The organism is Pseudomonas sp. S3_B08, from assembly GCF_054667725.1.
Genome location: NZ_CP162750.1, coordinates 1,768,351 through 1,795,088, shown reverse-complemented (window position 1 = coordinate 1,795,088; position 26,738 = coordinate 1,768,351). Strand labels below are relative to the sequence as shown.

Here is a 26,738-nt window from a genome sequence, read left to right as displayed (position 1 = left end):
GGAATACAGCATGAAAAAACTTGAAGGGAAAATTGCACTCGTCACCGGTGGCACCTCTGGCATTGGTTTGGCGACAGCACGCTTGCTGGTCGAAGAAGGCGCGCACGTATTCATCACGGGTCGTCGTCAGGCTAATCTGGATGAAGCTGTCCGTTCGATTGGTCGCAATGTGACGGGGGTCCAGGGCGACACGAGTAATCTTGATGACGTGGATCGGTTGTTCAAACTCATCACCGAAGAGAAAGGCCGGCTCGACATGGTATTTGCCAATGCGGCAGCTCAAGCCAGCGCGCCGTTGGGTGCGATAGACATCGAGCAGTACAACCGCGTTTTTGACGTGAATGTGCGCGGCACTTTGTTTACCGTACAGGGCGCTTTACCGTTGTTGTCTGACGGCGCTTCCGTTCTGCTGATGGCATCCGTCGCTGGGTCAAAAGGCAACCCCGGTCGCAGCATCTACGGAGCTTCGAAGGCGGCGGTTCGATCATTTGCACGGTCTTGGGCCAATGACCTCAAGTCTCGTAATATCCGTGTTAACGCAATTAGTCCTGGCCCCACTGATACTCCCGCATTCGATTCACCGGGAGGAGCCGAGCAGACCGCTCAGATCAAGACCCGGATTGCATCGACTATTCCACTAGGTCGAATGGCCCGTTCTGAAGAAATCGCCAAAGCAGCCGTGTTCCTACTTTCCGACGACAGTAGCTTCACCACGGGCTCGGAAATGTTCGTAGATGGCGGCTTCACCCAGATCTAGAGTGCTATCGGCCAATCCCCGTTATACGCTTGGCAAATACCTAATTTAGAACAGTAGAAGGCTTGGAGGCGCCGTTTCAACAGCGGCTGCTTCCACCAAGTTGCCTTCAGGCTCCTAGGTTTTCAGCGACCTTTCAGATCCTGTCCCACCTCTCGCACTAGTTACTGGAGTATCAGGGACGGATCGCTCGCCCTTATAAGAAAGAATTTCGGCAATAAAGTCCCGCTCGGGCCATTAACGGGATTGCTTTCAATCAAACCAAGCCACCTGGCAGTTCTTTTTCTAATCTCCAAGTGAAAATTTAAGGGGTACCTATGCTTTCAGAATGGCTCTCCAACCTCCTCGCGCGACGAGGTTCCCACTATGCCTGGGCCATGATCGCCGTAACATTTATGGCTGCCCTGGTAAGTGCAGCAGCGGTAGGTGCGCCCGGCATTTTCATCGTACCCATGCAGATGGAATTTGGCTGGAACACTACGGACATCTCATCAGCACTTTCGATTCGATTTGTCTTGTTTGGACTGACGGCTCCGTTCGCTGCTGCATTAATGAGCAAATATGGGCCGCGCAATGTCACGGTTGTAGCTATCACCTTGATAATGACCTGCCTTCTTGTGTCGCTCAATATGACGCAGGTCTGGCAGTTAATTGCATTATGGGGAGTGGGTGTTGGTGTAGGCGCAGGCATGACCGCCTTGGTACTAGGGGCTGTCGTGTCATCGCGTTGGTTCGACCAGCGCCGAGGTCTTGTGATCGGTGTGTTGACCGCGAGTAACGCCACAGGTCAACTTGTATTCATGCCGCTGCTCGCAAGCGTTACCGAACATTATGGCTGGCGTTGGGCGCTCGTTTTGCTCTCTACGCTGCTTGCGCTGGCGGCGTTCGCAGTGCTCATGTTCATGCGCGACCGTCCGAGCGATCTAGGACTGCGACCATACGGCAACACGAACACAGGTCCAATCGTCGAGCCCGTCGCAAGTGGCGAGTCAGTGTTTATGGCGACTTTGCATACACTGCGTGATGCATCCAGAACACGTGTCTTCTGGGTTCTATTCGCCACCTTTTTTATCTGTGGCGCGAGTACCGCTGGCTTGGTCCAAGTGCACCTGATTCCGCTGTGCGGTGACTTCGGTATTAACCAGATCCAAGCGTCGGGGCTGCTAGCAGCCATGGGTGTTTTTGATCTGATTGGCACTGTTCTCTCAGGCTGGCTTTCAGACCGTTACGACAGCCGGCACCTGCTGTTTTGGTACTACGGATTGCGCGGCCTATCGCTGATCGCGCTACCGTATTCAGACTTTACGATCTTCGGTTTGTCGGTCTTCGCAATATTCTACGGACTCGACTGGATTGCCACCGTGCCACCCACAGTTCGCCTCGCCGTCAACAAGTTCGGGCCAGAGCGTGCTGGATTGGTGTTCGGATGGGTATTCGCCGGCCATCAGATTGGTGCTGCGGTAGCCGCTTACGGAGCTGGGTGGTCCCGAGTAAATCTGCTTAGCTACCTGCCAGCGTTTTTCACGGCAGGTGTACTGTGCTTGTTTGCTGCAGCTATCATCATGACCATTAGACAGAAGAAACCTGTGTCTGAATTCGCTACCACTTGAGATTTGCTAAAGACGGGTGCCCGCTCAGCGAATGCGATTTTCGTTGAGCTGGCCAACCATCGGGCAGTGCGATTCAACTGCATTCTGCGAGCCGAAGTCATTTTGTTGCATGACGCGATTCCCGCGCCATCGGATTTCAGATCCAACTGCCGATCTTAATACAGCTTTCGAAAAGTGAATAAGTCTCGATGAAGAATGAGACGCCAGAACGTCCACTTCTTGCCGAAAGCGAGCGGTGCTAAACGATCATTCCGGACGAATAAGATCGGCACATCATCAGCAATCGTCCAATGCTAATCCAAAGTCGTCGCTGGACACCTGAGCCGCCTCGTTGAGCCGCTGGCGCAGCGCGGCGGTTAGCTGCCGCTCTACTTCCCATGGATCAGATAGGGCAGCTAACAGCGGTGCCAATTGGGGCGACAGGCTCATCAACGAATGATTGAGCGAACGCGCCGTTTCAAAAGCGGCTTTCTGCACAAAGCTGATTTCCACCAGTTCCCCCTGCGCCTTGCGAAACTCCATCTCCGCCATCCGCGCCAGGTAATGCTCGCGATGCGCTCGTGCTTTCTGAAAGTCTGGGGTCTGCGCTTGCGCAGGATCAGCGGGCGGCGGCGCAGCCATGTTAGTCGGTTCGGATTGTGCAGCGACGTGGCTGTACACATCACGCTGAAGCCGCTCCTGTTGGTGGCGAGCAGCGACGGCAGCCTTGCTCGGATCAGCGGTATCGCGGATCAATGCTTCGGTGGCCAGAACGTCGACCTGCTTGCCATTTGGAGACAGGACCAGTCGGCCGTTTTCCTTGAGCCAGGTGATGTAGCTCGGTGATCGGCCGATGTGCGCAGCGAAGGCGCTCTTTGACAGGTATGTAGCTGTGCTCATAAGCCCTCCTTTTCAGCTGCTTTTCAATGAATCTTTTCAAGATTTCAGTGGATTGAAATTTCAGTAAGCTGGTGGGCCTCCCACTAACAAGATCCCGCGGGTTTCCGACCCCGTACCCTTCGAAAGTCCCCGTGGTCCCCGGCGGTTTTCTGCCCGGTCCGGTCGGTCGACTCAACATCCGAGTGCCATGCCCTGCCCCCATCCTTTTGGAAAGACGGACATCCCAGCAAAGGTTTCAGCTAGAAAGAATCCGCGAGTTCGATAACCCGTGTAGGGGGCGGCCCTTGAGGAGGACCCGTAAAATCGGAGCGCCACCCGGCCTGCCCAGCTCATGCCTTCGGTTCGGCCTCATTCAGGTCCAGCCGCTTGGCCACCCAGCGTTCGTACAAGCCGATGGCGACATCCGCGCCGGCCATTGCGGTCAGGCAACCCAGAGCGCCCGCCGTCCAGATCGACAGGCCCGCACCAAACAACAACATCATCGCTGACACGCCGCAAACGATGCAGGCACCGGACCGAAGTGCTAACCGGCGCAGTAACGCCCAGCCTCGCGCCCCATCCTTGTCAGCACGCCACATCTCGCCGGACACGCCTCCAACCAATGACAGGGCAATCACCAACCAGATCGGCATCTCTGCCAGTGCCTGTTGCTCGTTCGTCATTGCCCTGCCCCTTAAACAAAAAGACCCGGCGCAATGGCCGGGTCAGGTGGTGGGTGGCCTGCCGCGCTTTGCGGTCGCACCCATCGAAGATGGCCCCTTTTTACAGATCGATTCTGGTGGCAGCAAGACCGTTTTAATGCCATCCGGTGAATGTGTGGCTTACGCCCGGTGAACGGCTGGCGAATGTCGGTGAATATCTATCCCGGCTGTCTTTTGCTTTTCTGGCGTCCCATGCGTCCCACCTCTCTAAATCAAGGTGGGACGTCTGAAAGCCCCGCAGATTGGGGCTTTGCCCCACCGTCCTACTTTTATCTCTCTTTTCTCGTGTATAGAGAGAATATTTAAAAACACGCGTGCGCGTGAACACGCGCATTGATGCCCGCTACGCATACACGGGCGGGAGGCATGAAAAAGGTGGGACGGTGGGACAGCCCAACAACGACGGGGCCTGCGCCCGTCCCACCACCGCAAAAAGCAGTGGGACGGAGGCAGGCCAGTGGGACGGCGTGAGCCAGAGTAATGCCCACGATCAAGCCGCTTCCCCCAGGAGGAAGTGCTCAACCACGATGTGAGCGTCATGCAGGCGCTGGTAGTAGAGGTTGCGTGTGCAGCCACTCTCAGCCAGACGCGCAGTCAGAGGCGCATCAGGCTGGAAGTAATGCACTTGGACCACCGTCATCAACTCGGGATCAAGGCGTTTCTTGACGATGCGCTCGATGTCCAGGGAGGCCTCCAGCGGCACCCTGCTCCCGCGCCTTCCGCGCACAAGCTGACCACCGTTCTCCATCATCATGGCGACCATGTTGCCGCCCGAGTAACCGGCGGCCACCTCATCGCTGTGCAGCTCCTGCGCCCATTGCTTGAGCGCCATATCGATCGCCTTAATCATCGAAGCACGGCTCCTCGAACTCAGGTTGTTCCAGCGCCTGCGCCCTGCCCCAACCCTCAGGTTTCTTGTACGCCCAAGGCCGCTGGCCGCTCTTGCTCAAGGCACCCAAACGGAACCGTCGCCACCCCAATCGATGCAGGATCGCACCCACGCGCATCTGCTCCGGTTTGCCCCAGTGGCCGGGATCGAGCTTGAGCGCCTGACTCATCACTTCACTGCCGGTGGTGGTCTCGCCGATCTGCGATTCTTCGAGCCAGGTCAGGATTGGCGTTTCCCATTCGTCCACCACAAAGCGTTCGTCCTGTTCCTCGCTGAACATCGGCGCTTCCTCTCGTGTTACCCACCAGAGGTCGCCGGCCTCAAAGCAAAACATCGCTTCGGCCCACAGCTGGTCGCGGATCTCGCGCAGCAACGCCACGTCGACCTTGGTACAGGCCACCGGCCAATAACGTCGGTTGCCGGTGGCGTCCTTGAGGTACTCGTCCTGGTTGGTGGTACCGACGAAAACACACTGGCGTGGCACGTCCAACGTTCTGCGGCCATAGCTTTCGCGGTAGGTGTCGGTCGACGCCGAGAAGAACTGCTTGGCCTTGGTGCTCTCGGCCTTGTTGAAGCTGTCCAGCTCGCCGAGCTCGACGATCCACTTGCCGCGGATCGCCTGAAAGCCGTCCTTGTCGCCGAGGGCAAACGGCGTGTCCATGAACCACTCACCGCCGAGCACGCTCATGGCGGTCGACTTACCGGCGCCTTGTACGCCTTCGAGGATCATCACCGAGTCAGCCTTGCAGCCGGGTTTCATCACCCGCGCCACGGCCGAGATCATCCAGCGCTTACCGACCTTGGACGTGTAGTCCGTTGCCTTCACACCCATGACATCCGTCAGCCAACGCTCCAGGCGCGGCACGCGATCCCATTCGAGTTTTCTCAGGTACTCGCGCACCGGGTGAAAGGCGTGGTCGTGGGCCACGACGCTGACGGCCTCGATCACGTGCGACGACTTCACGCGCAGGTTGTACTGCTGCGCGAGCCACTTCATCACGCGCACGTCATCGATGTCGGCCCATTCGCCGGTACCACCGCCATAAGGAGCGGCTCGCAGCTTGACGATCTTCGAGCTGAAGGCGCAGTAGCTGATCACCCCGGCCCAGCGTTCATCATGGGCGAGGATCAGTTCGACGTTCTGCATGTGCGCGATCAGTGCCCCGCTTTCGCTGCGGGCCAGTTGATCTTTCCAGCCGCCGGCAGCCGGTGGGCGGACCACGGCCAACACTTGGCGGCGAACCGCGTCCAAACCTTCGGCGACGTGCAGGTCGTTGAAGTCGGTCCTCTTGTCGTGACGTTCAATCGAAAAGATCGGCGCGACCACCTGGGCGCCGACGATCAGGGCCGCATTACTCGCTTTCTCCTCGCCCGGGTTCCACGCATCGCCATTAGGCTTGGTGGTCTTCCAGTCGTCATCGCGGCAGATGATCAGCGGGCAACCCGCAAACCGCTCGCGCATGACCTTGCACACAGCCAAGAGATTGCCCGCATCGAAGGCTACGGCCACAGCGAGCGAGGTCGCCATGTGCAGGCTGGCGCCGGTGGCGTAACCCTCGCAGACCAGCACTGGTTCGCCCGGTACCGGATGCGGACCGAGCAGGTGAAAGGTGCCCTCCTTCGCCATGCCGTAGGGCCAGTAGGATTTGTCGCGGCCGGTGTCTTCCTGCTTGTTCGGGAAGATCACCTGCAGGCCCATGATCTGATCACGAGCATTGTTCATCGGGACCAGTACCGCACCGGTGCGCGGCGCGTAACGCACCTTGATACCGACGATCTGCTTGCGGTCCAGGTATTCGCTGCGCCCGGTGGTCGGCATGCGCTCAAACAAACCCTGCGCCCTTTTCGCGGCCCGCCGCGCAGCGTTACTCGCGATTTCGGCGGCGCGGCGTTTGGCCTCCTCCTGGCGGGCGCGCATCACTTCGCGTTCTTCCGGCGACATGCGACCGGCCTTGACCTTGATCTTCTGCGTCTCGCCCGAACGCCAGTCACCGAAGGCTCCGAAGATCAGGGTGTCGCCCTTCTCCGTGCGCTGCTCGTGGACCACGTACCAACCGTTCTTTTCCTTGCCCTTGTCCTGCGATGTCTTGCAGCGGGTCAGCTTGCCGAACACCAGCGGTTGCGCTGGCTCCAGACCGTAATCGGCGAATTGGACCAATACCTCATCGAGCATGCTGAATCCCCCGCTCAGAAAGGGACTGGCAGCTGATGCACTGCGAGCAACCCGGTGAGGCCAGGCGACGGGCTTCCGGAATCGGATCGTCACAGGCCTCACAGAACAGCAAGGAATGGGCAGCGCTTTCGGCCTTGGCAGCGCTGCGTGCAGCCATGGCCTGATCGATGCGTTCCTGCACCAGATCATTGGCGAAATCGGCGATGTCAGCCACGGTCAGCACCTCGCGTCGTCTGGTTGACGTAGGTGGCGCGGTTGAACAAACCCAGCAGCCCTTGAATACCCCGGAACACCTGCAGGCGAATCGCCGCCAGTTCCTGATCAGTCACCACACCGTCGCCGATGCTCTTGGCCCAGGTCTCGGCTAGATCTGCGACCTGGCGGAAGTACTCGGCGATACCCGTCGTCAGAGTCTCCGGCATATCGTTGGTGTAGGTGTCGGCCAGTTCCTGCCAGACCGTGTCACCGACCAGCGCATGCACCGCATCGAGAATGCGGCGATCCTTGGTCAGTTCGAGGATCTCGCCAAACTCCTGAATGTTGATGGAGTGGCTCGGGTGGGTTGGCGACAGCTTGTGCTGAAGCGTGGTCGGGTTGCGGCCAGTGGTGGCTGCGATGGCAGCAGCGCCGCCCGGGTAATCGCGAGCGGCGTGGTACAGCGCTAAATCGAGCGGCAGGATTTCCCGCTGCGCCCGTTCCAGAGAACTCAGAGCGATACGGCTCATGGCATTAATCCTAAAAGTTGCCAGTGCCGCGCGACAGAAGTTGGTGATACATTTGCCGCGTGGTCTGGAGAGGCCCAAAGCCGGCTAGGTTCCTAAGACCAACACCGGCACCGTGCCGGAGCGAACAATCCGTTGTTCACCCCTGGCGCAACAGCTGCCAGCTCTGTGGTAAGAACGGCAGCAACACCAAGGCTTCCGAGCCTTGGACACGCGATGAAAGTCGGCGGCATGTGGTGTGCTCGCCTGCTGACATCGCGACCCGATAGCATTGTGGTGATGCTGTCGGGAGGAACTGGGCGACCCTTGGGTCGCCTTTTTTCTATGCAGCTTGTATTTCAGCGTCGGATTCGGCTGGGAATATCTCGGGTAAATCCGGCCTAAGCTGATGAGGTAGCAGCACTCCAGAAAGTGCTTTCGATAGATGTCGAACCTGTGCGACTGGAATACCTCGCCGACGCCAATTAAAGAATCTCTGAGGGCTGATTTTGCACTCTCGCGAAAGCTGGGAAGGGCTTTTGCCGGAGGCCTCAGCAACCTGCAGTACTAAATCAAATATCTGAGCAGGTGTACTCATGACGTTATCCATACCAAACAATTTGAACGGCAAGACCAAACAATACGTTTGTTATCATCTGAATGCAAGCGCTGTAACATTCTGTTTATGAGTAAACACACGCAAAACCTCAAAGGCCAACGCTTCCGTGAAGCGCTCGAAGACTCCGGATTGACGGGGGCCCAGCTCGCTCGAATTCTCGATCTCGAGAACGACCAGAACATCACGAACTGGAAAGCTAGGGGCGTCCCCGCGTACATGGTCGGCGAAGTTGCGCTGACACTTGTCGTGGAGCGCGAGTGGCTAGAAGGGAAAGATGTACCAATGCGGACCAAGAGCACTGAGCGAAACCCGTTACGCCCGGCTGCTAACGATTCGCCGCTTTACGTGCTGGAGCCAATGGCTCCTTGGGACTCAGAAACACCAATAGACAATGACGAGGTGGAGCTAAGGTTGTACAAGGAAGTGGAGTTATCCTCTGGACCTGGAAAGGTTGCGCGTACAGAGGTTCAGGAGATCGCTGGGCCTAAGCTTCGTTTTTCACGAGCTACGATGAGGACTTGCGGAGTAGATCCCTCAAACGCTGTATTTGCCACCAACAGCGGGAACAGTAATCACCCACTGATTCTTTCGGGAGCGACAGTCGGCATTGATACGGGAATGACGCGAATCGTTGACGGCGAAATGTACGCAATCGACCACGACGGGCATTTTCGGATTAAGTTTCTTCAACGTACTGCCAACGGCATCAAGATGAGGAGCTTCAATTCACAGGAATACGCTGACGAAGACTATGACTTCGATCAGATCATGGCTCAACGGGTGGTAATTCTTGGCCGCATATTTTGGTGGTCATCAATACGTCCATTGAAAGGCCCCTCTCTGATCTGACACCAAACAAAATGTGTTGACCAAAAACCAAACAAATTGTTTACTTGCCTCACTCTCCAACCACAGTGAGGCATCACCATGCGCGCCACCGCATCCCTACATGTCCATCCTGCATGCGTCAGCAATCGCAAACTGATCGAACAGCTACAGCTCGCCACGGGCTGTCTGGTCGTCATTCATAACAGCAAACCCAAGCTTGTTGCCAAGTCCTGCCAGCCCTCTCCTATCGATCCGAACGGTGGAGGGCACGCGGCATGATCAAGTACAAAATCGACAACCGCACCCTGCAGTTGCTCAACGCCCAGGTCAACCTGACCGAGACCTTCAACCACGTCCTGCGCACAGCCCCGAAGCGTGAATGCCTGGCATTCCGTCTCAAGGCTGAGCGCGGCGCAGTGGAAAGCACTTTTGTCGTGGAGCTGGGCAGCGAACGCCACACGCTGACCCTGCCAAACGACAAGAAAATGCACCTCAAACTGGCCGACTTTATTGAAGAGATTGCCAACGGTCCGTTCGACGCGCGCAACTCCAGCGACTTGGCGCATCTCCCGCATGCCGATCGTCAATACGGCCGTTTTGATGTCCAGGACAAGCAGCGCGTGTTCGAACTGGTGCACACCGGCGGCGTGCTGAGCCTCGACATGGGTTTTGAACTTCCCCTGCATGTGGCTCTGCATCGCACTCATACGCGCCGCGGCGTCACCGCCATCTTGAGCATCGGCAACAAGAGTCCGCATACACGCTGCTTCACCTTGTACGACCCCGATGCCGAGATCTACGCAAGGCTCATTGAGTCCATCAACCACCTTGCTGCAGCAGCCACTCCTGCTGCGCACGCGGCATGAGGGGACGCAATGGAACGCACCCTTGCCCAAGCAGCCGCTCAACTCGGCCTCACTCGCCCCAAACTAATCGCTCTCATGCGGGAAAAAGGTTTGCTCAAGGGAAACCTGCCGGCGGACCCGAAGCGCGACAAAGCGTACCTGCGGATCAAGGACAGCCCTTGGTATGACGAAAAATGCGGAATGCAGTACAGCCAGTCGACACGCGTCATGCAAGCCGGCATCCGCTGGCTGGCCGAGCAGCTGGACATCGATCTTCCTGCCATTCCGGCAGATCGCCGTGACGTGGCCTAGGGAGTACGCCCGCCAGATCGTTTCTATGCGCACACGCGAGGAGCGCAACGCCGCGCTCCTCGAAGTGCCCGAACATCTGCGCGAGCTGACTAAACGCCACTGCCTGAACGCTTGGAACCACCCGGCACGACAACAACGCAAGGAGGCTCGAAAAGGCCATGAGTAACGCTGCACAGAATCCGCTTCGACTGCATCCGGCGCCCGAGTCGGCCACCGTTGAACTGCTCTATCGAATCTTCGGTGACGTCCTGATCCCGCTGGAAAAAGTCCGCGAGCAGTACTTTCGCAATCTCAACGAACAGTCGTTCGTGACGGAGATCAACAGCGGCCGAATCCAGCTTCCGATCACCACGCTGGACACCAGCCGCAAGGCCTTGAAGTACGCGCACATCCGCCACGTCGCCTCGCTGATCGACATCCGCGCCTACAAGGCTGATGAAGACATGCAGCGACAGCAGGACGGCCAATGCCGTGTTGCCCCCACACCACTGACGGCCGTCACCACCGGCCAACGACAATTCCAGGAGCACACCACATGATGACCCCAATACAAATCGGTGCACTCGTCATCCTGATAGTTCTGGCCGCCCTGTTGCTTTGGGGCGGTTACATCATGGGCCGCAGTGATGGTCTGGAGACAGGTCTGCGCGAGGGTGAAGACATCCAGCGCGCCGCGAGTGCCAAAACCATCCGCGAGCTTCAAGCCTCCCTGCAGTTCATCCGGGCCGATCACACGCGTCTGGCACACACCTGCAAACGACTTGAAGCAGGTCAGCTGTTCGGCCCGGCCGAGCACCAGACGCTGATCGCCATCGGCGAGCTGCTGCGGATCGCCGCTGAGACCTTCAGCGCCTTTCGTACTGGCAAGAAACTCGAGCTTGATGCTTGGTCCCTGCGCGAACAGGTGCTTGCAATGACTGCGCAACCGCAGTCAGAAATCGAAGACAGCCTGGCCGGAAAACCACTCGCCAGCGCCGAGAAAGTCACTGTGGAGGCTGCGTGAATGAGCTGGCTCTTTTCGCAGGCGCTGGTGGCGGAATACTCGGCGGAAACCTCCTCGGCTGGCGCACCGTCTGCGCCGTTGAGCGTGATGCCTACGCCGCACAAATACTGGCGCAACGACAAACCGATGGACTGCTCCCGCCTTTCCCGATTTGGTCTGACGTGTGCAGTTTTGACGGACGCCCTTGGCGAGGCCTTGTTGACGTGGTTTCGGGAGGATTTCCTTGTCAGGACATCTCGGTCGCAGGCAACGGCCTCGGTATCGCCGGCGCCCGCTCCGGACTGTGGCGGCAGATGGCACGAATTACCGATGAGGTACGACCGCGCTACGTCGACCTGGAGAACTCACCATTGCTTGTGGGAAGAGGACTTGCCGTGGTGCTCGGTGACCTTGCCGAAATGGGGTATGACACGCGATGGGGTGTTATCGGAGCGGCTGACCTCGGCGCCCCTCATCAGCGAGACCGGATCTGGCTCATCGCAGAGGACACACGTCAGACGATGGCCAACACCGGTGGCGAGCATGGCAAAGGGATCCTCCCCCGCCGCACTGACTCGCCGATCCGGGGCCGACCGCTCGAAAGATCGTCTGGATCACGCCGTGATGGCATTGGATGGTGGTCATCTGAACCCGGAATGGGCCGAGTGGCTAATGGGATGGCCCATCGGGTGGACCGACTTAAGGCCATTGGCAACGGACAGGTTCCAGTCGTGGCAGCAAGCGCATTCGAAGCGCTCCGTACACGCATAAGCGAGGGCAAATTTTATGACAAATAGCACGTTGGAAACGGTGCCTCATCCCGACGTTGATAAGGTTTCTGAAGAGGCTATGGCCCATATCTTGGGCATCTCCTTTAGGGCTCTTGCGACTCGTCGCGCACGCAAACAGATACCTGAAGGTGTCTGGAATAAGCAGGGGAACCGCATTATGTACAGCAGAAAAAGGTATGAAGAATGGCAAGAATCACAATGGATTTGCCCAGTGGAGTGGAAATCTTCCGCAAATCCCTCCGGATTCGTTTTACTTGGAATGGCGCCCGAAGATGCGAAACGCTCCCTTACCCCGCGACGCCGAAAGGTATTAAAGCTGCATCCCAACTACGCGATCAAGTAAGAAGCCTGATCAAGCTCGGCCTCTTGGATGATACCAAGTACGCCGAGCTGTTCCCCGGCTCGGTCGTTCTGCTAAACAGCATTCCGACGTTTCACGAGTACGCCCAGCTTTGGCTAGATGGTCGGGTTATTACTACCGGCACGCGCAAGAACTACAAAGGCGCGCTCAACCTGTACTGGATTCCGCCACTGGCACTGATACGCCTCGATCAAATCACTCCCGCACTCCTACGCCGCGTTATTGCGGCCACGGAGTGGACATCGCCTGGTGTTCGGCGTAACGCTCTGGTCAAACTCTCGACGATTTTGGAGGCGGCAGTCGCTGAAGATCTGATCAAGAAGAACCCGGCAACGACAATAGACCGCCCCAAGCGATCGCGAAAGGAGATCAGCCCATTCTCCCTAGACGAAGCCAACAGCATCATTGCCCACCTGTATCAGACAACACACTGGCCGAGCGGGATCTACGCCGCGTTCTTTGAGTTCGCATTCTTCACCGGGCTGCGACTGTCGGAAGTCGCGGCGCTGCGCTGGGATGCGGTCGACTTGGTGAAACGCCAGGTTCATGTCTGCCGCACCGTGGCTCTTGGCCTCGTCGAGGAGCGAACCAAGACCGGCAAGGACCGCTTTGTTCTGCTGAATGAACGAGCCCTCCACGCCCTCGAGTTCGCCCGTCAATACGCAGAGCGTCGCGCAAATGGCATCGGCAAGATCAAAACCACGCCTTACGTGTTCCCGCCTTCGAAGAACAGCGAGTACATCAAACAGACCTCGGACCTGCACAAACAATGGAGGCCAGCTCTGAAGGCGCTAGCGATGCCTTATCGGCCGCCGTACAACTGCCGTCATACTTATGCGACAATATGCTTAATGTCCAACATGAACCCCGCATTCATCGCTCAGCAACTTGGCCACAGCGTCCAAATGTTGCTGACGACGTATGCGCGTTGGCTCAACTCAAGCTCAGACTGGGGGAGCTGGAAAAGCTCCAGATTGGTATCAAATCGGTATCAGGCAAAAAAGACCAGCTCTAAACCATTGATAGGTAAGGTAATTGATCTCCACAGCTAACATCACGATGCAGTTTGGCGCCAAGCCGCTGTTCGAAAACGTTTCGGTCAAATTCGGCGCAGGCAATCGCTACGGTCTGATCGGTGCCAACGGTTGCGGCAAGTCGACCTTCATGAAAATCCTCGGCGGCGATCTCGATCCGTCCGGTGGCCAGGTCATGCTCGAGCCGAACGTGCGTCTGGGTAAGCTGCGCCAGGATCAGTTCGCCTACGAAGAATTCACCGTGATCGACACCGTGATCATGGGTCACGAAGAGCTGTGGAAGGTCAAGGCCGAGCGCGATCGCATCTACTCGCTGGCTGAAATGTCCGAAGAAGACGGCATGGCCGTTGCCGAGCTGGAAACCGAGTTCGCCGAGATGGACGGCTACACCGCCGAATCCCGTGCCGGCGAATTGTTGCTGGGTCTGGGCATTCCGCTGGAACAGCATTTCGGCCCGATGAGCGAAGTCTCGCCAGGCTGGAAACTGCGCGTGTTGCTGGCGCAGGCACTGTTCTCCGATCCGGAAGTGCTGTTGCTCGACGAACCGACCAACCATCTGGACATCAACACCATTCGCTGGCTGGAAAACATCCTCACCCAGCGCAACAGCCTGATGATCATCATCTCCCACGACCGTCACTTCCTGAACAGCGTGTGCACGCACATGGCTGACCTGGATTACGGCGAGCTGCGCCTGTTCCCGGGCAACTACGACGAATACATGACCGTGGCGACCCAGTCCCGCGAGCAACTGCTGTCGGACAACGCCAAGAAGAAAGCGCAGATCTCCGAGCTGCAATCGTTCGTCAGCCGCTTCTCGGCCAACGCCTCGAAAGCCAAGCAGGCCACCTCCCGCGCCAAGGCGATCGACAAGATCCAGCTGGCCGAGGTCAAGCCTTCCAGCCGCGTCAGCCCGTTCATTCGTTTCGAGCAGAACAAGAAGCTGCACCGTCAGGCGGTCATGGTCGAGAAAATGGCCAAGGGTTTCGATGGCAAGCCATTGTTCAAGGACTTCAGCTTCCAGGTTGAAGCCGGCGAGCGCGTTGCGATCATCGGCCCGAACGGTATCGGCAAGACCACCCTGCTGCGCACCCTGGTCAACGAACTGACCCCGGATGCCGGTAGCGTGAAATGGACTGACGCCGCTGAACTGGGCTACTACGCTCAGGACCACGCTCACGACTTCGAAGACGACGTCACCCTGTTCGACTGGATGGGTCAGTGGACCCAGGGCGAGCAGATGATTCGCGGTACTTTGGGCCGGATGCTGTTCTCCAACGACGAGATCCTCAAGTCGGTCAAGGTCATCTCCGGTGGTGAGCAAGGTCGCATGCTGTTCGGCAAGCTGATCCTGCAAAAGCCGAACGTGCTGATCATGGACGAACCGACCAACCACTTGGACATGGAATCGATCGAGGCGCTGAACCTGGCGCTGGAAAACTACCCGGGCACGTTGATCTTCGTCAGTCACGACCGTGAGTTTGTATCGTCCCTGGCCACGCGCATCATCGAGCTGAGCCCGAACGGCGTGACCGACTTCAGCGGCACTTATGACGACTACCTGCGTAGCCAGGGCGTCGTTTTTTAAGAGCAGCTTTTAGTTTCAAGCTGCAAGCTCCAAGTTAAAAGCCCTGTCCCTGTGACGGGGCTTTTTGCATTCGGCGTTTGGGAGTTGTGGGTGCGCAGATATTCGCGAGCAGGCTCGCTCCCACAGGGGAATGCATTTCAAATGTGGGAGCGAGCCTGCTCGCGAATGGGCCGTCAGCAGCCCCATCAATCCCAAGGGAAAGTAGTTAGCCTGCTTTCTTTTATCCCAGCCCCGCGCCATGATGTCGGCAACTCTCCCACCGCCGCCCGCGAACGAGTGCTCATGTCTGCGCAGCCACTGCCACCGCAAAGCTCCCTGGCGATCACCCTGCAGATCGTCTCCATCGTTTTCTATACCTTCATTGCCTTTCTCTGTATCGGGTTGCCGATCGCGGTATTGCCCGGTTACGTCCATGAGCAACTGGGTTTCAGCGCGATCATTGCCGGCCTGGTGATCGGTTCGCAGTATCTGGCCACCCTGCTCAGCCGGCCAATGGCCGGGCGCATGTCGGACACCCTCGGCACCAAGCGGGCGATCATTTATGGCTTGTGGGGGATTGTTCTCAGTGGCGCGCTGACGTTGCTGTCGACCTTGCTGCAAAGTTTTCCGCTGACCAGCCTGTTGATCCTGATCGCCGGGCGCCTGCTGCTTGGCATTGCCCAAGGCCTGATCGGTGTCGGCACCATCAGTTGGTGCATGGGCCAGGTCGGTGTCGAGCACACGGCAAAATCCATCGGCTGGAACGGCATCGCCTCTTACGGCGCGATCGCCATTGGTGCGCCTCTGGGCGTGGTTATGGTTGCCGAATATGGTTTTGTCAGCCTTGGCCTCGCGCTATCGGCGTTGGCGGCAGGTGCGCTGTGGTTGATCCGCAACAAACCTTCGGTGCCGGTGATTCGTGGCGAGCGCCTTTCGTTCTGGGCCGTGTTCGGCAAGATTGCGCCGTACGGCACCAGCCTGACGCTGGCCTCGATCGGCTACGGCACCCTGACCACCTTCATCACTCTTTATTACCTCAACCGAGGCTGGACCGGCGCGGCGTACTGCCTGACCGTGTTTGGCGTGTGCTTCATTCTCTCGCGGTTGCTGTTTATCTCGGCCATCGCCCGCTTTGGCGGGTTTGCCTCAGCCATCGTTTGCATGTCGGTTGAAACTGTCGGGCTGGTGATGTTGTGGCTGGCGCCCTCCACTGCGTATGCGTTGATTGGCGCAGGACTGGCGGGATTTGGGCTGTCGTTGGTGTACCCGGCGCTCGGGGTGGAAGCGATCAAACAGGTGCCGAGTTCCAGCCGTGGTTCAGGGTTGGGGGCTTATGCAGTGTTCTTCGATCTGGCACTGGCGATCGCGGGACCGTTGATGGGCGCGGTGGCGTTGAATCTGGGCTATTCGTGGATTTTCTTCAGCGCGGCGTTGTTGTCGGTGACCGGGCTGGGCCTGACCTTGTTGCTCAAGCGTCGCGCTACCTCCTGAAACCACCGATCCCCTTGCACTCGTCAGCTCCTACAGGAATTGGTGGCGGCGATGAAGTTATTGATCCGCCGTCTGCATCCCCGCCCTGCTCGATTTACCCAGTGCCTGGGCAAAAAACCGTCCGGCCTCGGAGATCAGGTTGCGGTGTATATCCTCGCGATCCACCCCGTCGGCATCGGTACACAACGCCGGCATGGCGCGGATCTGCTCTTCGGTGCACGGCGCCATGAACACGAAGTGCCCTGCTCCGGCGAGCAGTTTGAAGTCCGGCGCGGTGGGCAGTTTGCGCGCCAGGGCCGCAGCGTTTTTATCGAAGGCCACCAGTTTGTCGCCGTCGCCGCTGTAGAGCAGCACCGGTACGTGCACATCGGCAAGGGTGTGGCGGCCGAACTTCAGGCTCAGCGGTGCCATCAGCAATAACGCGTGAACCCGTGGATCGGCCACTGGCTGCAAGTCATCGCGATCAACAATCAGCTCGCCCTGGGTGTTGCAGGCGTCGTGATCGTCCGGACGTTCCTGGCAATAGCGGCGCAGACGATCCAGATCCGGTTGCGCCCCTGAGAGAATCAGCGCGGTCTCGCCTCCAGCCGAATAACCGATCACACCGACCTGTTCAGCGTTGACGTACGGCGCCAGCATGCTGTCGCCGAGGGTCGCGGTGATCGCTTGGGAAATCTGGATTGGCCGGCCGTAGAGATTGCTCAACGTGCCAAGTCGGCTATGGTCGCGCCAGTTGTCGCCGGGATGAATCACCGCCACCACGACAAACCCCTTGCGCGCCAGCGAAGTGGCCAGATCATGCAAGGCCAGCGGCGTGCCGGTATTGCCATGGGAGAGCATCAACATGGGAAAGCGGCCGATGGCAACTTTGGTGTCTTCTCCAGCCTCGACCGAATAGCCCTCAAGCAAACTCATATGCTCACGGTCACTGGACGGGTAAAAAGCGATGGCGCGCATCGGTTGCAGATCGAGCGGGTCGAGAAAGGTCATCTCGTGATAACCGACGCTCCAGACAGGGTGCCGCCCCGGCGCGGCCTGCACTGAATTCAGGCTGCCCAGCAGGCAAATCAGCAACATTGCACAAAGATGCCTCATGAATGCCCCACCCTGTCGGACCACATCGTCGGATGTGCTGAAACTGCATAACCCGGGCCAGATTATGTAACAGCCAGAAACAAAAAACTCCGTATTCAGCCCTTGCGGAACCAGAATACAGAGTTTTTCGGGGATTGCCTGAACAGACGCTGTTCTTTACGCAAGCCTTACGCGGCGGCGAACAGTTGCTCGCTGATCTTTGCCTGCGCAGCGCTCATGGCGTTGTTGCGCACTTCTTCGCCATAGGCCAGACCTTCAGCGCGGACGATTTCGATATCGGTGATGCCGAGGAAGTCCAGTACCAGCTTCAGATACTCTTCGTGAGCGATGCCGCTGGCCTGACCGGCATGAATGCCACCCGAAGTCGACACGATCACCACTTTCTTGCCGCCGCACAGGCCTTCAGGGCCGGCTTCGGTGTAGCGGAACGTCTGGCCGGCGACGGCGACGCGGTCGATCCACGCTTTGAGCTGGGTCGGCACGGTGAAGTTGTACATCGGCGCGGCAATCACCACGGCGTCGGCGGCGATGAATTCGGCCAGGGTCGAAGCGCTCAGCTCGGCTTCGTGCTGTTGCGCAGCGTCGCGCAGTTCGGCGGTGGTGCCGGCGGCAACCAGCGTGGTCGACGAGAAGTGGCTGATCGCATCGGCCGCCAGGTCGCGGTAGGTGACCACGGCGCTCGGCTCGGCGGCTTGCCAGGCGTCGACGACTTGACGGCTCAACTGACGGGAAGCCGAGTTGTCGCCGAGAATGCTCGAATCGATGTGCAACAGTTTCATGTGGGTTCTCCTGAAAGAATCGCCGGCGGCGACGGAATGGAGACAATCCTACGCAACAAACCAATAGCTGATTAGTCGCCGACAATGCGATAGTTCGTCCCATTGATAGAACGACTGGAAACGCGCATGCAGGACCTCAACGATCTCTACTATTTCGCCAAAGTGGTCGAAGCCGGCGGTTTTGCCGCCGCCGGGCGCTTGCTCGGTATTCCCAAGTCACGGCTTTCGAGAAGAATTGCCGAGCTGGAAGAGCGCCTCGGTGCACGTCTGCTGCAACGCACCACTCGCCAACTGAGCCTCACTGCCGTGGGCGAACGCTATTTGCGCCACTGCCAGGCGATGCTGCTGGAAGCGGAAATGGCTGACGAGGCCGTGGCGAGCATGTCCAGCGAGCCTCGCGGACGCTTGCGGGTGTCGTGCCCGACCGGGCTTGCCCATGAAATGCTGCCGACGGTGATCAGCGATTTCCTCGGCAAGTTTCCTCAGGTGCAGCTGGAGGTCGTCCTGCTCAACCGCCGGGTCGATCTGGTCACCGAAGGCATCGATGTCGCCTTGCGTGTGCGCGATCACGGCGATGAAGACCCGTTGCTGGTCACCCGGCGCTTGCGGCAGGCGCAAGCAGTGGTGATCGCCAGCCCGGCGTTCATGCAAGGCAAGACGATCACTCATCCGCAGGACCTGAAAAACCTGCCGGTACTCGGCGCGCTGGAAGCCGACCGCATGGTTCACGTCCGTCTGCTCGATCAGCAAGGCAAGAGCGTCGATCTGAGCATGGAAGCGCGGCTGGGCATTGATGACTTCGTGGTGCGCAAGGCCTGCGTGCTCGCCGGTCAGGGCTTTACCGTGCTGCCGATGATGTTCTGCGAAACCGAATTGCGTAACGGCACACTGGTGCAAGTGCTGCCGCAATGGTCATTGCCTGGCGGCTGGCTGCAAGCGGTGTACCCGCACAGGCGCGGGGTAATGCCAGCGGTGCGCGCATGGATCGATCACTTGGTCGAATCGTTCAATGCATGCGGGGACAGATTTCTATGAAACAAGGAAGAATGAGCGAAGCCGAGGTCGCCGAGTTTTGTCTGGCTCTGCCCGGCGCGCGGGAAGATTACAAATGGGGCGGCGTGCGGGTGTTCTCGATTGCCGGCAACAAGATGTTTGCCTTGCAGGGGCTGCGAGGAGATTCGCTGGCGTTCAAGGTCGACAAGGATCTGTTTCTCGGCCATTGCGACCGCCCGGGGATTCATCCGGCGCCGTATCTGGCGCGGGCGCAGTGGATCATCATGCACCCGCCCTACCCGCTGGGTGCCGAGGAATTACAGGGTTTGTTGCAGCGATCGCATCAACTGGTGGTGGGCAAGTTGCCTAAGAAAACCCAAATCGGCCTGCTTTTGTAAGCACGCAAATCCTGTGGGAGCGAGCCTGCTCGCGAAGGCGGTTTGTCAGGCGACTCATCAGCGAGGATTGATCGTTCCCACGCTCTGCGTGGGAATGCAGCCGGGGACGCTCTGCGTCCCAAAAGATCGCAGCCTTCGGCAGCTCCTACAGGGGTAAGTGTGTTCTTTAGATCAAAGACAACAGGTTGGAACCGAGGAAAATCTGGTCAATCCAGAACACCTGATGCAGCAACACGATCGCCCAGAACAGAATCTGAAACGACACCTTGCGCGTTTTGTGCCGAAACACCTGCTGCGCAATCAACGCTCCCGGCCAGCCGCCCGCCAGTTCGACCGCATGCAGGATATTTTCCGGGGTGCGCCAGGCATCGGCGCGGGCTTTGCGTTTGTCGGCCCAGTACAGAAAGAACGCCAGCACACTGACAATCCCGTACGCCGCCAACGGCACCCGCGAGATGCCGCTGAGCCACATCGACAGCGAGCCGAACAGCGGCAGCGCGCAGACGATCAGCAGCACCACAAGCTTCAATTTCAGATGCTGAACGCGCCCGCCAGAAGGTCGCCCCTCAGGGCGGCGCGTGCGCGAATCATTCATGCTTTGGCCGCCGACCAGTCCACCCAGCCGAACTGCCAGGTGGCCAGAATGAACAGGCCGAACGCAATCCGGTACCAGGCAAACGCTGCGTAGCTGTGGCTGCCAATGAACTTGAGCAGGCCGCGTACAGCGATCATGGCGAAGATGAACGCCGTGACAAAACCAATGGCGAACACCGGGAAATCCGCCGGCACGAACAGGTCGCGGTATTTGTAACCCGAATACACCGCCGCACCGACCATGGTTGGCATGGCGAGGAAGAACGAGAACTCGGTGGCCGTCTTGCGCGACAGGCCGAACAGCAAGCCGCCAATAATCGTCGAGCCAGAACGCGAGGTGCCGGGAATCATCGCCAGGCATTGCGCGAAGCCGATTTTCAGCGCGTCGGTCCAGCGAATCTCGTCGACGGTTTCCGCATGCACTTCATGCTGGCGCTGTTCGGCCCACAACATGATGATCCCGCCGATGACCAGCGCTGCCGCGACGGTAATCGGGTTGAACAGGTATTCGTGGATCAGATCGGCAAAAATTACGCCGAGCACTACGGCCGGCAGGAAGGCGATCAGCAGGTTGGCGGTGAAACGTCGTGCGCTCGGCTGGGTCGGCAGGCCGATCACCACGTCGAGGATCTTGCGCCGAAACTCCCAGACCACCGCGAGGATCGCGCCGAGCTGGATGATGATGTTGAACGCCATGGCCCGTTCGCCGCCGAAGTTCAGCAAATCGGCGACGATGATCTGGTGTCCGGTGCTCGAAATGGGCAAAAACTCCGTCAGCCCTTCTACAACTCCTAGAATCAGTGCCTGCAAGGCGGTCCAAAGATCCATCAATCCCCCAAAGAGCGATGCACGCGGGCATGCCCCGATAGTATTTTTTCGTTCACTGCGTCCAGCGTAGCCGGTAAAAGCTGTAGCGATTGCGCGCGCACAGGATCCACACGAAACGGTAAAAATTCCGTGAAATATCAAAACCGGATTCAGGTTTTCGCGCGCGGGGCCGAAATCCTAACAGACAAGCCTTAATAGCGCTCCCCGCGTTAGGCGGCTCAAGTCGCGCAATCGCGAGCCCACAGCGGTGGCTGGATGCTGGCGATCGTTTATTACAAGAACAAGAATCCGGAGTGACAGCGTTATGAACAGCTTGCGCAGTGTGTCGATCAGCCGACGCTTGTGGCTCATCTTGATCGTGGCGGTGGTCATGTTGCTGACCTTGGGCGTGCTGATGCTCAAGCAGATCCATGACGACCTCTACCACGCCAAGGCGCAGAAAACCCAGCACGTGGTGCAGACCGCCAGTGGCCTGCTCACCTATTACCAAGGTCTTGAGACCGCTGGCACCCTGACCAGGGATGCCGCGCAAAAGCAGGCGCTGACCGCGATCCGTGGCCTGCGCTACGACCAGAGCGACTACTTCTGGATCAACGACCTCACGCCCGTGATGGTCATGCACCCGACCAACCCCAAACTCGAAGGCCAGAACCTTTCGGCGATCCGCGACCCGGACGGCTTTGCGGTGTTCAACGAAATGGTCGCCATCGCCAAGGCAAAAGGCGCGGGCATGGTCAATTATCGCTGGCCGAAGCCGGGAGCGACTGATCCCGTTGCCAAGACTTCTTATGTGAAGCTGTTTGAGCCGTGGGGCTGGGTGATCGGCTCCGGCGTGTACGTCGACGATGTGCAAGCCGAATTCCAGGGGCAGATGATCAAGGCGTCGGCCATCGGCCTGGCGATTGCGCTGATCATGGCGCTGCTGGTGATTCTGATCGCACGCAGCATCGTCCGTCCGTTGCAGGAAACCGTGAATGCGATGGCCAACATCGCCAGCGGCGAAAGCGACCTGACCCGCAGCCTCGATACCCATGGCAAGGATGAAGTCACCGAACTGGCCCATCATTTCAATGCGTTCACGGCCAAGCTGCGCCGAGTGATTGGTGATCTGCAGGTCTCGGCCAGCGCTTTGGGCCAGTCTTCCAGCGAGCTGGGTAACGATGCCTCGCAGGCGCAGCAGCGCAGCCAGCAGCAGTCGCAGCAGATGGAACTGGTGGCCACAGCGATCAACGAAGTCACCTACGGCGTGCAGGACGTGGCGAAAAACGCCGAACACGCCGCCGCAGAAATGCGCGATGCCGAAGCGCAGGCGCAACAGGGGCAGATCAATATTGACGGCAGCCTGCAACAGATCGACAAGCTCTCGGGCACGATCGATCAGGCGGTGGAAGTGATCCGCACCCTGGCGGCGGAGAGTACGCAGATTGGCAGCGTGCTGGAGGTGATTCGTTCGATTGCCGAACAGACCAACCTGCTGGCCTTGAACGCGGCGATTGAAGCGGCGCGCGCGGGAGAACAGGGTCGCGGGTTCGCCGTAGTCGCCGATGAGGTGCGCTTGCTGGCCCAGCGTACGCAGAAATCGACGGCGGAGATTCAGTCGATGATCGAGCGTTTGCAGAATCATTCGGAGGCTGCGGTGAAGGTGATCGGCGACAGCAGCAAGGCCTCGCAATTGACCATCGAACAGGCGGGACTGGCCGGGGCGAGCCTTAATGCGATTGGCCAGGCATTACGTAATCTCAACGGTCTCAATGCGTCGATTGCCAGCGCTACGCTGCAACAGGCGCAAGTGGTTGAGGACATCAACCAGAACGTCACCCAGGCGGCCGGGCTTTCCCATAGCACCGCGTTGGCGGCTGAGCAATCCAGTGCAGCCAGCCTGCGGCTTGGGGAACTGAGCGAACAGCTCAACGGGTTGCTGCGCCAGTTCCGGGTCTGACCGGTCACCGAGGTGAGCCCCCCCTCACCCCAGCCCTCTCCCCGAGGAGAGGGAGCAGATCACTGCGCTTTTCATGATCTGCGTTCGACGCGTTATTCCAGGTCGGCGTACCTCGACCAAACAACGCGGTCAGTTCCCTCTCCCCTCCGGGAGAGGGTTAGGGTGAGGGGCTTTTGATCGCAGATCACTGCGCTTTTCATGATCTGCGTTCGACGCGATATTCCAGGTCGGCGTACCTCGACCAAACAACGCGGTCAGTTCCCTCTCCCCTCCGGGAGAGGGTTAGGGTGAGGGGCTTTTGATCGCAGATCACTGCGCTTTTCATGATCTGCGTTCGACGCGATATTCCAGGTCGGCGTACCTCGACCAAACAACGCGGTCAGTTCCCTCTCCCCTCCGGGAGAGGGTTAGGGTGAGGGGCTTTTGATCGCAGATCACTGGGCGTTTCATGATCTGCGTTCGACGCGTTATTCCAGGTCGGCGTACCTCGACCAAACAACGCGCTCAGTTCCCTCTCCCTCCGGGAGAGGGTTAGGGTGAGGGGACTTTTGGTCGCAGATCACTGGGCGTTTCATGATCTGCGTTCGACGCGTTATTCCAGGTCGGCGTACCTCGACCAAACAACGCGATCAGCTCCCTCTCCCTCCGGGAGAGGGTTAGGGTGAGGGGCTTTTGATCGCAGATCACTGCGCTTTTCATGATCTGCGTTCGACGCGTTATTTCAGGTCGGCGTACCTCGACCAAACAACGCGGTCAGTTCCCTCTCCCTCCGGGAGAGGGTCAGAGTGAGGGGCTTTTGATCGCAGATCACTGCGCTTTTCATGATCTGCGTTCGACGCGTTATTCCAGGTCGGCGTACCTCGACCAAACAACGCGGTCAGTTCCCTCTCCCTCCGGGAGAGGGTTAGGGTGAGGGGCTTTTGATCGCAGATCACTGCGCTTTTCATGATCTGCGTTCGACGCGTTATTCCAAGTCGGCGTACCTCGACCAAACAACGCGGTCAGTTCCCTCTCCCCTCCGGGAGAGGGTTAGGGTGAGGGGCTTTTGACCTGACTAATGCAGTACAATCCGCCCCCTTCTCAACTCCCCCAAGGATCACTCATGTCCGGGCTTGAACTGTTTGCCGCTGCCCTCGGTGTCATCGCCGTGTGGCTGACGGTCAAGCAGAATCCGTGGTGCTGGCCGATCGGGCTGGTCATGGTGTTGCTCTACAGCTGGATCTTCTTTGAGGTGAAGCTGTATTCGGACATGTTGCTGCAAGTGATCTACGCCGCGCTGCAGATCTACGGCTGGTGGCAGTGGACCCGCGCCGGGACGATGCATGACGGTCGCCAGGTTACCCGCCTCGATGCACGCTCGATGGTGCTCGGCCTCGGCGTTGGGGCGATCGGCAGTGTGTTGCTGGGCGCGGCGATGGCGCACTGGACCGACGCCGCACAGCCGTGGCTCGATGCCGCGCTCACCGGTTTCAGTCTGGTCGCGCAACTGTGGATGGCGCAAAAACGTCTGCAATGCTGGCCGCTGTGGTTCGTCCTCGATGTGATCTTTGTCGGCTTGTTCATCTACAAAGGCCTGTACCTGACCGCCGCGCTCTACGCGCTGTTTACCTTGCTCGCGGTGCAAGGCTGGCGGGAATGGCGCGCCGATCCGGCGTTGCGCACATGAAAGTCGTCGTTCTGACTGGCCCGGAATCCACCGGCAAGAGTTGGCTGGCGGCAGGGCTGGAGCAGCGTTTCGGCGGCGTGCGCGTTGATGAATATGTTCGTCGGTTCATCGAAGACAACCCACGCGACACTTGCCTTGCGGATATCCCTGATATCGCCCAGGGCCAGTTGCAATGGGAAGATCAGGCGCGCGCGAAACAGCCCCCACTGCTGATTCTCGACACCCACCTGCTCAGCAACATCCTCTGGAGCCAGACTTTGTTTGGCGCCTGCCCGGACTGGCTGGAAACCGAGTTACTGGCGCGCCATTACGACCTGCACCTGCTGTTGTCCCCACAACAGATCGACTGGACCGAAGACGGCCAGCGCTGCCAACCGGATCTTGCGGATCGCTTGACGTTCTACGAAGCCACCCGCGTTTGGCTGATCCAGCACCAACAGCCGTTGCAAGTGATCGAAGGAAATTGGGCCGAGCGCCAGACACAAGCCTTTGCGGCGGTCGAGCGTTTGCTGTCCAGATAAGCCGCCCGGCGGCTTTTAACGCAAAACTGTCCGTTTTTGAAACACTCCCGACCGCGCAAAGGCCCCGCCCAAGCGTCATTCATCATTGCGTCACGTGATCTGTTACGCCGATGAAACACCTCGGCGCAAACCCTTGTTCCAGAGCTTTTCGGCGCCCATTGCCCCGCAAGCGATCCGCCCTGTGTCTCAGCGCTGAAACAGTGCCCGCAACAGGGAACTTCCCAAAGCATGTAAGTCGTTGAAATAAAACGATAATTCAAAACCGGCACAGCTTTCGCTCTCTTCTTCACAACGCTGAATAACCCAGCCCACTGAAGAAGGAATTGCAGCCGTGGGGAATTTCAATAAAGGCCTGACCTGCCTCCTGCTGATCGGATCAGCCGCCAGCGCTTTGATCAGCGTCAGCGCCCAGGCTGAAGGCAACGGCGTGATCGTCCTCAACCGCGACGTTCAACCCATCGCGATCGGGCGCAATGGCGGCAAAGACCCCTATCCGACCACGGTCAACGCCAACCCTTCGGCGCGGATCAACCAGACCCTCAGCAGTACCGAACTCACTGACGGTGATTTCGCCAGCGTCGCCAGCGGCTCATCGATTCGCGGCAACATGACCACGCCAAGCTCCAACCTGCCCGGCATGAACACCCTGACCAATCAGAACGGCCTGCCCGGTATGCGCACTGGCAGCGGCGGTGGTTCTGGCGCCTCGATCTCCAATACCGTCAACCGGGCGATGAGCACCGGGCTGGCGCCTCTGACTCGTATGGCCGGAGGCCAATGACATGAATCGCACCCTGCTGCTTCTCGCCCTGCTCGGCTGCACCAGCGCCATGGCCGATTCGGCTTCAGTCAACAAGGCAAACATTCAGGATTCCGGCGCTCAGTATCGCGGCAACTTCAATGTCAACCAGGCTGCCGGTGACCAGATGCAACAAGCCAACACCAAGGCGATTGCCATCGGCACCGAAGCCCATGCCACCACCAGCGTCAGGCAGACCATCGACACGCCCGCCAGCCGCGCCATCGACGCGAGCGCCAACATCGGCGGCAACTCTTTCAGCAATGGCAACGGCATCCTCGGTGTGAACCAGGGCGCCGGTGCCAACAACCAAATGGCCAACGTCACGCGCGTCAGCATCAGTGCCGGCCCGCAGAGCGTTGACGACAGCGCCCTTTCACAACAGAACGTGGCGTTTTTACCGAGCTCAGGAGCAACTGGTACCTCAATCGGCAGTCGCCAGGTCACGACAAGTGATCAGGCCTTCACCGGCAGCCGCGGGGTAATCCAGGTGAACCAGAGTGCCGGGGTGGGGAACCGCATGGCTAACACCCTGAGCATCCGGGTCGCAGACTGACCCAAACAAAAAGCAGTGCAATTAGAAAAGTCC

The 26,738-nt window shown here is 58.8% G+C and carries 27 protein-coding genes and 1 pseudogene; 18 read left to right on the top strand and 10 right to left on the bottom strand.

Annotation, left to right across the window (positions count from 1 at the left end):
* Window positions 1-10 precede the first annotated feature (10 nt).
* Window positions 11-757, top strand: a complete 747-nt coding sequence (locus tag AB4N73_RS08275; protein ID WP_150734421.1) for an SDR family NAD(P)-dependent oxidoreductase — start codon at window positions 11-13, stop codon at window positions 755-757.
* 374 nt (window positions 758-1,131) lie between these two features.
* A complete protein-coding gene (locus tag AB4N73_RS08270) occupies window positions 1,132-2,364 on the top strand; it encodes an MFS transporter (RefSeq protein WP_460143234.1) in 1,233 nt (410 codons plus the stop codon).
* Window positions 2,365-2,640: 276 nt separating this feature from the next.
* On the opposite strand, the gene AB4N73_RS08265 is transcribed toward AB4N73_RS08270, so the two are convergent.
* From AB4N73_RS08265 to AB4N73_RS08240, 6 genes are all read right to left on the bottom strand, one after another.
* A complete protein-coding gene (locus AB4N73_RS08265) occupies window positions 2,641-3,243 on the bottom strand; it encodes a terminase small subunit (RefSeq protein ID WP_460099357.1) in 603 nt (200 codons plus the stop codon).
* Between the two features lie 329 nt (window positions 3,244-3,572).
* Complete coding sequence (locus tag AB4N73_RS08260; RefSeq protein ID WP_047598490.1) at window positions 3,573-3,905, bottom strand: phage holin family protein; 333 nt, start codon at window positions 3,903-3,905, stop codon at window positions 3,573-3,575.
* Between the two features lie 529 nt (window positions 3,906-4,434).
* Window positions 4,435-4,794, bottom strand: coding sequence for a PA0613 family protein (locus AB4N73_RS08255; RefSeq protein WP_460143233.1), 360 nt, complete (start codon window positions 4,792-4,794; stop codon window positions 4,435-4,437).
* Entirely contained in the window at window positions 4,787-7,006 is a 2,220-nt protein-coding gene (locus tag AB4N73_RS08250; protein WP_460143232.1) for a VapE domain-containing protein, read from the bottom strand. The genes AB4N73_RS08255 and AB4N73_RS08250 overlap by 8 nt, the downstream gene beginning before the upstream one ends.
* Window positions 6,996-7,220 carry a TraR/DksA family transcriptional regulator gene (locus tag AB4N73_RS08245; protein WP_116254822.1) on the bottom strand — a complete coding sequence of 75 codons (225 nt, stop codon included), beginning with the start codon at window positions 7,218-7,220 and terminating at the stop codon, window positions 6,996-6,998. Before AB4N73_RS08245 ends, AB4N73_RS08250 begins: the two co-directional genes overlap by 11 nt.
* Window positions 7,213-7,731: a phage regulatory CII family protein gene (locus AB4N73_RS08240; protein ID WP_083368989.1), complete on the bottom strand. Its 519-nt coding sequence runs from the start codon at window positions 7,729-7,731 to the stop codon at window positions 7,213-7,215. Before AB4N73_RS08240 ends, AB4N73_RS08245 begins: the two co-directional genes overlap by 8 nt.
* Before the next feature lie 661 nt (window positions 7,732-8,392).
* Here AB4N73_RS08240 and AB4N73_RS08235 point away from each other — a divergent pair.
* The 9 genes and pseudogenes from AB4N73_RS08235 to AB4N73_RS08195 all read left to right on the top strand — a co-directional run bounded on the left by AB4N73_RS08235 (window position 8,393) and on the right by AB4N73_RS08195 (window position 16,537).
* Window positions 8,393-9,175, top strand: coding sequence for a S24 family peptidase (locus AB4N73_RS08235; protein WP_460143231.1), 783 nt, complete (start codon window positions 8,393-8,395; stop codon window positions 9,173-9,175).
* A 254-nt stretch (window positions 9,176-9,429) separates the two neighbouring features.
* A complete protein-coding gene (locus AB4N73_RS08230) occupies window positions 9,430-10,020 on the top strand; it encodes a hypothetical protein (RefSeq protein ID WP_460143230.1) in 591 nt (196 codons plus the stop codon).
* Window positions 10,021-10,029: 9 nt separating this feature from the next.
* Window positions 10,030-10,311 (top strand): phage antirepressor KilAC domain-containing protein, encoded by a 282-nt coding sequence (locus AB4N73_RS08225; protein ID WP_083368984.1) that lies wholly within the window; start codon window positions 10,030-10,032, stop codon window positions 10,309-10,311.
* Between the two features lie 158 nt (window positions 10,312-10,469).
* A complete protein-coding gene (locus AB4N73_RS08220; protein WP_460143229.1) occupies window positions 10,470-10,850 on the top strand; it encodes a pyocin activator PrtN family protein in 381 nt (126 codons plus the stop codon).
* Complete coding sequence (locus AB4N73_RS08215) at window positions 10,847-11,314, top strand: hypothetical protein (protein WP_460143228.1); 468 nt, start codon at window positions 10,847-10,849, stop codon at window positions 11,312-11,314. Before AB4N73_RS08220 ends, AB4N73_RS08215 begins: the two co-directional genes overlap by 4 nt.
* Window positions 11,311-12,090: a DNA cytosine methyltransferase gene (locus AB4N73_RS08210; RefSeq protein WP_460143227.1), complete on the top strand. Its 780-nt coding sequence runs from the start codon at window positions 11,311-11,313 to the stop codon at window positions 12,088-12,090. The genes AB4N73_RS08215 and AB4N73_RS08210 overlap by 4 nt, the downstream gene beginning before the upstream one ends.
* Window positions 12,091-12,267: 177 nt before the next feature.
* A pseudogene (locus AB4N73_RS08205) lies at window positions 12,268-13,460 on the top strand (tyrosine-type recombinase/integrase).
* Between the two features lie 20 nt (window positions 13,461-13,480).
* Window positions 13,481-15,067, top strand: a complete 1,587-nt coding sequence (locus tag AB4N73_RS08200; RefSeq protein ID WP_016774693.1) for an ABC-F family ATPase — start codon at window positions 13,481-13,483, stop codon at window positions 15,065-15,067.
* A 282-nt stretch (window positions 15,068-15,349) separates the two neighbouring features.
* Complete coding sequence (locus AB4N73_RS08195; RefSeq protein ID WP_024012925.1) at window positions 15,350-16,537, top strand: MFS transporter; 1,188 nt, start codon at window positions 15,350-15,352, stop codon at window positions 16,535-16,537.
* A 57-nt stretch (window positions 16,538-16,594) separates the two neighbouring features.
* Here the strand turns inward: AB4N73_RS08195 and AB4N73_RS08190 are convergent, their stop codons facing one another.
* Window positions 16,595-17,632, bottom strand: a complete 1,038-nt coding sequence (locus tag AB4N73_RS08190) for an alpha/beta hydrolase family protein (protein WP_460143226.1) — start codon at window positions 17,630-17,632, stop codon at window positions 16,595-16,597.
* A 167-nt stretch (window positions 17,633-17,799) separates the two neighbouring features.
* Complete coding sequence (locus AB4N73_RS08185) at window positions 17,800-18,411, bottom strand: FMN-dependent NADH-azoreductase (RefSeq protein ID WP_460143225.1); 612 nt, start codon at window positions 18,409-18,411, stop codon at window positions 17,800-17,802.
* A gap of 126 nt (window positions 18,412-18,537) precedes the next feature.
* On the opposite strand from AB4N73_RS08185, the gene AB4N73_RS08180 reads away from it, so the two are divergent.
* Together AB4N73_RS08180 and AB4N73_RS08175 are read left to right on the top strand one after the other, a co-directional pair.
* Window positions 18,538-19,446 carry a LysR substrate-binding domain-containing protein gene (locus tag AB4N73_RS08180; RefSeq protein ID WP_056785936.1) on the top strand — a complete coding sequence of 303 codons (909 nt, stop codon included), beginning with the start codon at window positions 18,538-18,540 and terminating at the stop codon, window positions 19,444-19,446.
* A complete protein-coding gene (locus AB4N73_RS08175) occupies window positions 19,443-19,802 on the top strand; it encodes an MmcQ/YjbR family DNA-binding protein (RefSeq protein WP_110645259.1) in 360 nt (119 codons plus the stop codon). The genes AB4N73_RS08180 and AB4N73_RS08175 overlap by 4 nt, the downstream gene beginning before the upstream one ends.
* A gap of 166 nt (window positions 19,803-19,968) precedes the next feature.
* Here the strand turns inward: AB4N73_RS08175 and AB4N73_RS08170 are convergent, their stop codons facing one another.
* Window positions 19,969-20,397 carry a DUF1294 domain-containing protein gene (locus AB4N73_RS08170; RefSeq protein ID WP_071172405.1) on the bottom strand — a complete coding sequence of 143 codons (429 nt, stop codon included), beginning with the start codon at window positions 20,395-20,397 and terminating at the stop codon, window positions 19,969-19,971.
* Complete coding sequence (locus tag AB4N73_RS08165; protein ID WP_016774688.1) at window positions 20,394-21,224, bottom strand: undecaprenyl-diphosphate phosphatase; 831 nt, start codon at window positions 21,222-21,224, stop codon at window positions 20,394-20,396. Before AB4N73_RS08165 ends, AB4N73_RS08170 begins: the two co-directional genes overlap by 4 nt.
* A gap of 304 nt (window positions 21,225-21,528) precedes the next feature.
* Between AB4N73_RS08165 and AB4N73_RS08160 the strand changes: the two genes are divergently transcribed.
* The 5 genes from AB4N73_RS08160 (at window position 21,529) to AB4N73_RS08140 (ending at window position 26,705) form a co-directional block, all read left to right on the top strand.
* Window positions 21,529-23,163, top strand: a complete 1,635-nt coding sequence (locus tag AB4N73_RS08160; protein ID WP_423661429.1) for a methyl-accepting chemotaxis protein — start codon at window positions 21,529-21,531, stop codon at window positions 23,161-23,163.
* 1,102 nt (window positions 23,164-24,265) lie between these two features.
* Window positions 24,266-24,829, top strand: a complete 564-nt coding sequence (gene pnuC, locus AB4N73_RS08155; RefSeq protein ID WP_460143224.1) for a nicotinamide riboside transporter PnuC — start codon at window positions 24,266-24,268, stop codon at window positions 24,827-24,829.
* Window positions 24,826-25,350 (top strand): AAA family ATPase, encoded by a 525-nt coding sequence (locus AB4N73_RS08150; RefSeq protein WP_460143223.1) that lies wholly within the window; start codon window positions 24,826-24,828, stop codon window positions 25,348-25,350. The genes pnuC and AB4N73_RS08150 overlap by 4 nt, the downstream gene beginning before the upstream one ends.
* Before the next feature lie 331 nt (window positions 25,351-25,681).
* Window positions 25,682-26,131: a hypothetical protein gene (locus AB4N73_RS08145; protein WP_041479690.1), complete on the top strand. Its 450-nt coding sequence runs from the start codon at window positions 25,682-25,684 to the stop codon at window positions 26,129-26,131.
* Between the two features lies 1 nt (window position 26,132).
* Window positions 26,133-26,705 (top strand): hypothetical protein, encoded by a 573-nt coding sequence (locus tag AB4N73_RS08140; RefSeq protein ID WP_041479691.1) that lies wholly within the window; start codon window positions 26,133-26,135, stop codon window positions 26,703-26,705.
* The last annotated feature ends 33 nt before the right edge of the window (window positions 26,706-26,738 follow it).

Bases quoted from the DNA above. Each gene is read 5' to 3' on its own strand.
- AB4N73_RS08275 (WP_150734421.1), top strand. From the start codon at position 11: ATGAAAAAACTTGAAGGGAAAATTGCACTCGTCACCGGTGGCACCTCT.
- AB4N73_RS08270 (WP_460143234.1), top strand. From the start codon at position 1,132: ATGATCGCCGTAACATTTATGGCTGCCCTGGTAAGTGCAGCAGCGGTA.
- AB4N73_RS08265 (WP_460099357.1), bottom strand. From the start codon at position 3,243: ATGAGCACAGCTACATACCTGTCAAAGAGCGCCTTCGCTGCGCACATC.
- AB4N73_RS08260 (WP_047598490.1), bottom strand. From the start codon at position 3,905: ATGACGAACGAGCAACAGGCACTGGCAGAGATGCCGATCTGGTTGGTG.
- AB4N73_RS08255 (WP_460143233.1), bottom strand. From the start codon at position 4,794: ATGATTAAGGCGATCGATATGGCGCTCAAGCAATGGGCGCAGGAGCTG.
- AB4N73_RS08250 (WP_460143232.1), bottom strand. From the start codon at position 7,006: ATGCTCGATGAGGTATTGGTCCAATTCGCCGATTACGGTCTGGAGCCA.
- AB4N73_RS08240 (WP_083368989.1), bottom strand. From the start codon at position 7,731: ATGAGCCGTATCGCTCTGAGTTCTCTGGAACGGGCGCAGCGGGAAATC.
- AB4N73_RS08235 (WP_460143231.1), top strand. From the start codon at position 8,393: ATGAGTAAACACACGCAAAACCTCAAAGGCCAACGCTTCCGTGAAGCG.
- AB4N73_RS08230 (WP_460143230.1), top strand. From the start codon at position 9,430: ATGATCAAGTACAAAATCGACAACCGCACCCTGCAGTTGCTCAACGCC.
- AB4N73_RS08225 (WP_083368984.1), top strand. From the start codon at position 10,030: ATGGAACGCACCCTTGCCCAAGCAGCCGCTCAACTCGGCCTCACTCGC.
- AB4N73_RS08220 (WP_460143229.1), top strand. From the start codon at position 10,470: ATGAGTAACGCTGCACAGAATCCGCTTCGACTGCATCCGGCGCCCGAG.
- AB4N73_RS08215 (WP_460143228.1), top strand. From the start codon at position 10,847: ATGATGACCCCAATACAAATCGGTGCACTCGTCATCCTGATAGTTCTG.
- AB4N73_RS08195 (WP_024012925.1), top strand. From the start codon at position 15,350: ATGTCTGCGCAGCCACTGCCACCGCAAAGCTCCCTGGCGATCACCCTG.
- AB4N73_RS08190 (WP_460143226.1), bottom strand. From the start codon at position 17,632: ATGAGGCATCTTTGTGCAATGTTGCTGATTTGCCTGCTGGGCAGCCTG.
- AB4N73_RS08185 (WP_460143225.1), bottom strand. From the start codon at position 18,411: ATGAAACTGTTGCACATCGATTCGAGCATTCTCGGCGACAACTCGGCT.
- AB4N73_RS08180 (WP_056785936.1), top strand. From the start codon at position 18,538: ATGCAGGACCTCAACGATCTCTACTATTTCGCCAAAGTGGTCGAAGCC.
- AB4N73_RS08175 (WP_110645259.1), top strand. From the start codon at position 19,443: ATGAAACAAGGAAGAATGAGCGAAGCCGAGGTCGCCGAGTTTTGTCTG.
- AB4N73_RS08170 (WP_071172405.1), bottom strand. From the start codon at position 20,397: ATGAATGATTCGCGCACGCGCCGCCCTGAGGGGCGACCTTCTGGCGGG.
- AB4N73_RS08165 (WP_016774688.1), bottom strand. From the start codon at position 21,224: ATGGATCTTTGGACCGCCTTGCAGGCACTGATTCTAGGAGTTGTAGAA.
- AB4N73_RS08160 (WP_423661429.1), top strand. From the start codon at position 21,529: ATGAACAGCTTGCGCAGTGTGTCGATCAGCCGACGCTTGTGGCTCATC.
- pnuC (WP_460143224.1), top strand. From the start codon at position 24,266: ATGTCCGGGCTTGAACTGTTTGCCGCTGCCCTCGGTGTCATCGCCGTG.
- AB4N73_RS08150 (WP_460143223.1), top strand. From the start codon at position 24,826: ATGAAAGTCGTCGTTCTGACTGGCCCGGAATCCACCGGCAAGAGTTGG.
- AB4N73_RS08140 (WP_041479691.1), top strand. From the start codon at position 26,133: ATGAATCGCACCCTGCTGCTTCTCGCCCTGCTCGGCTGCACCAGCGCC.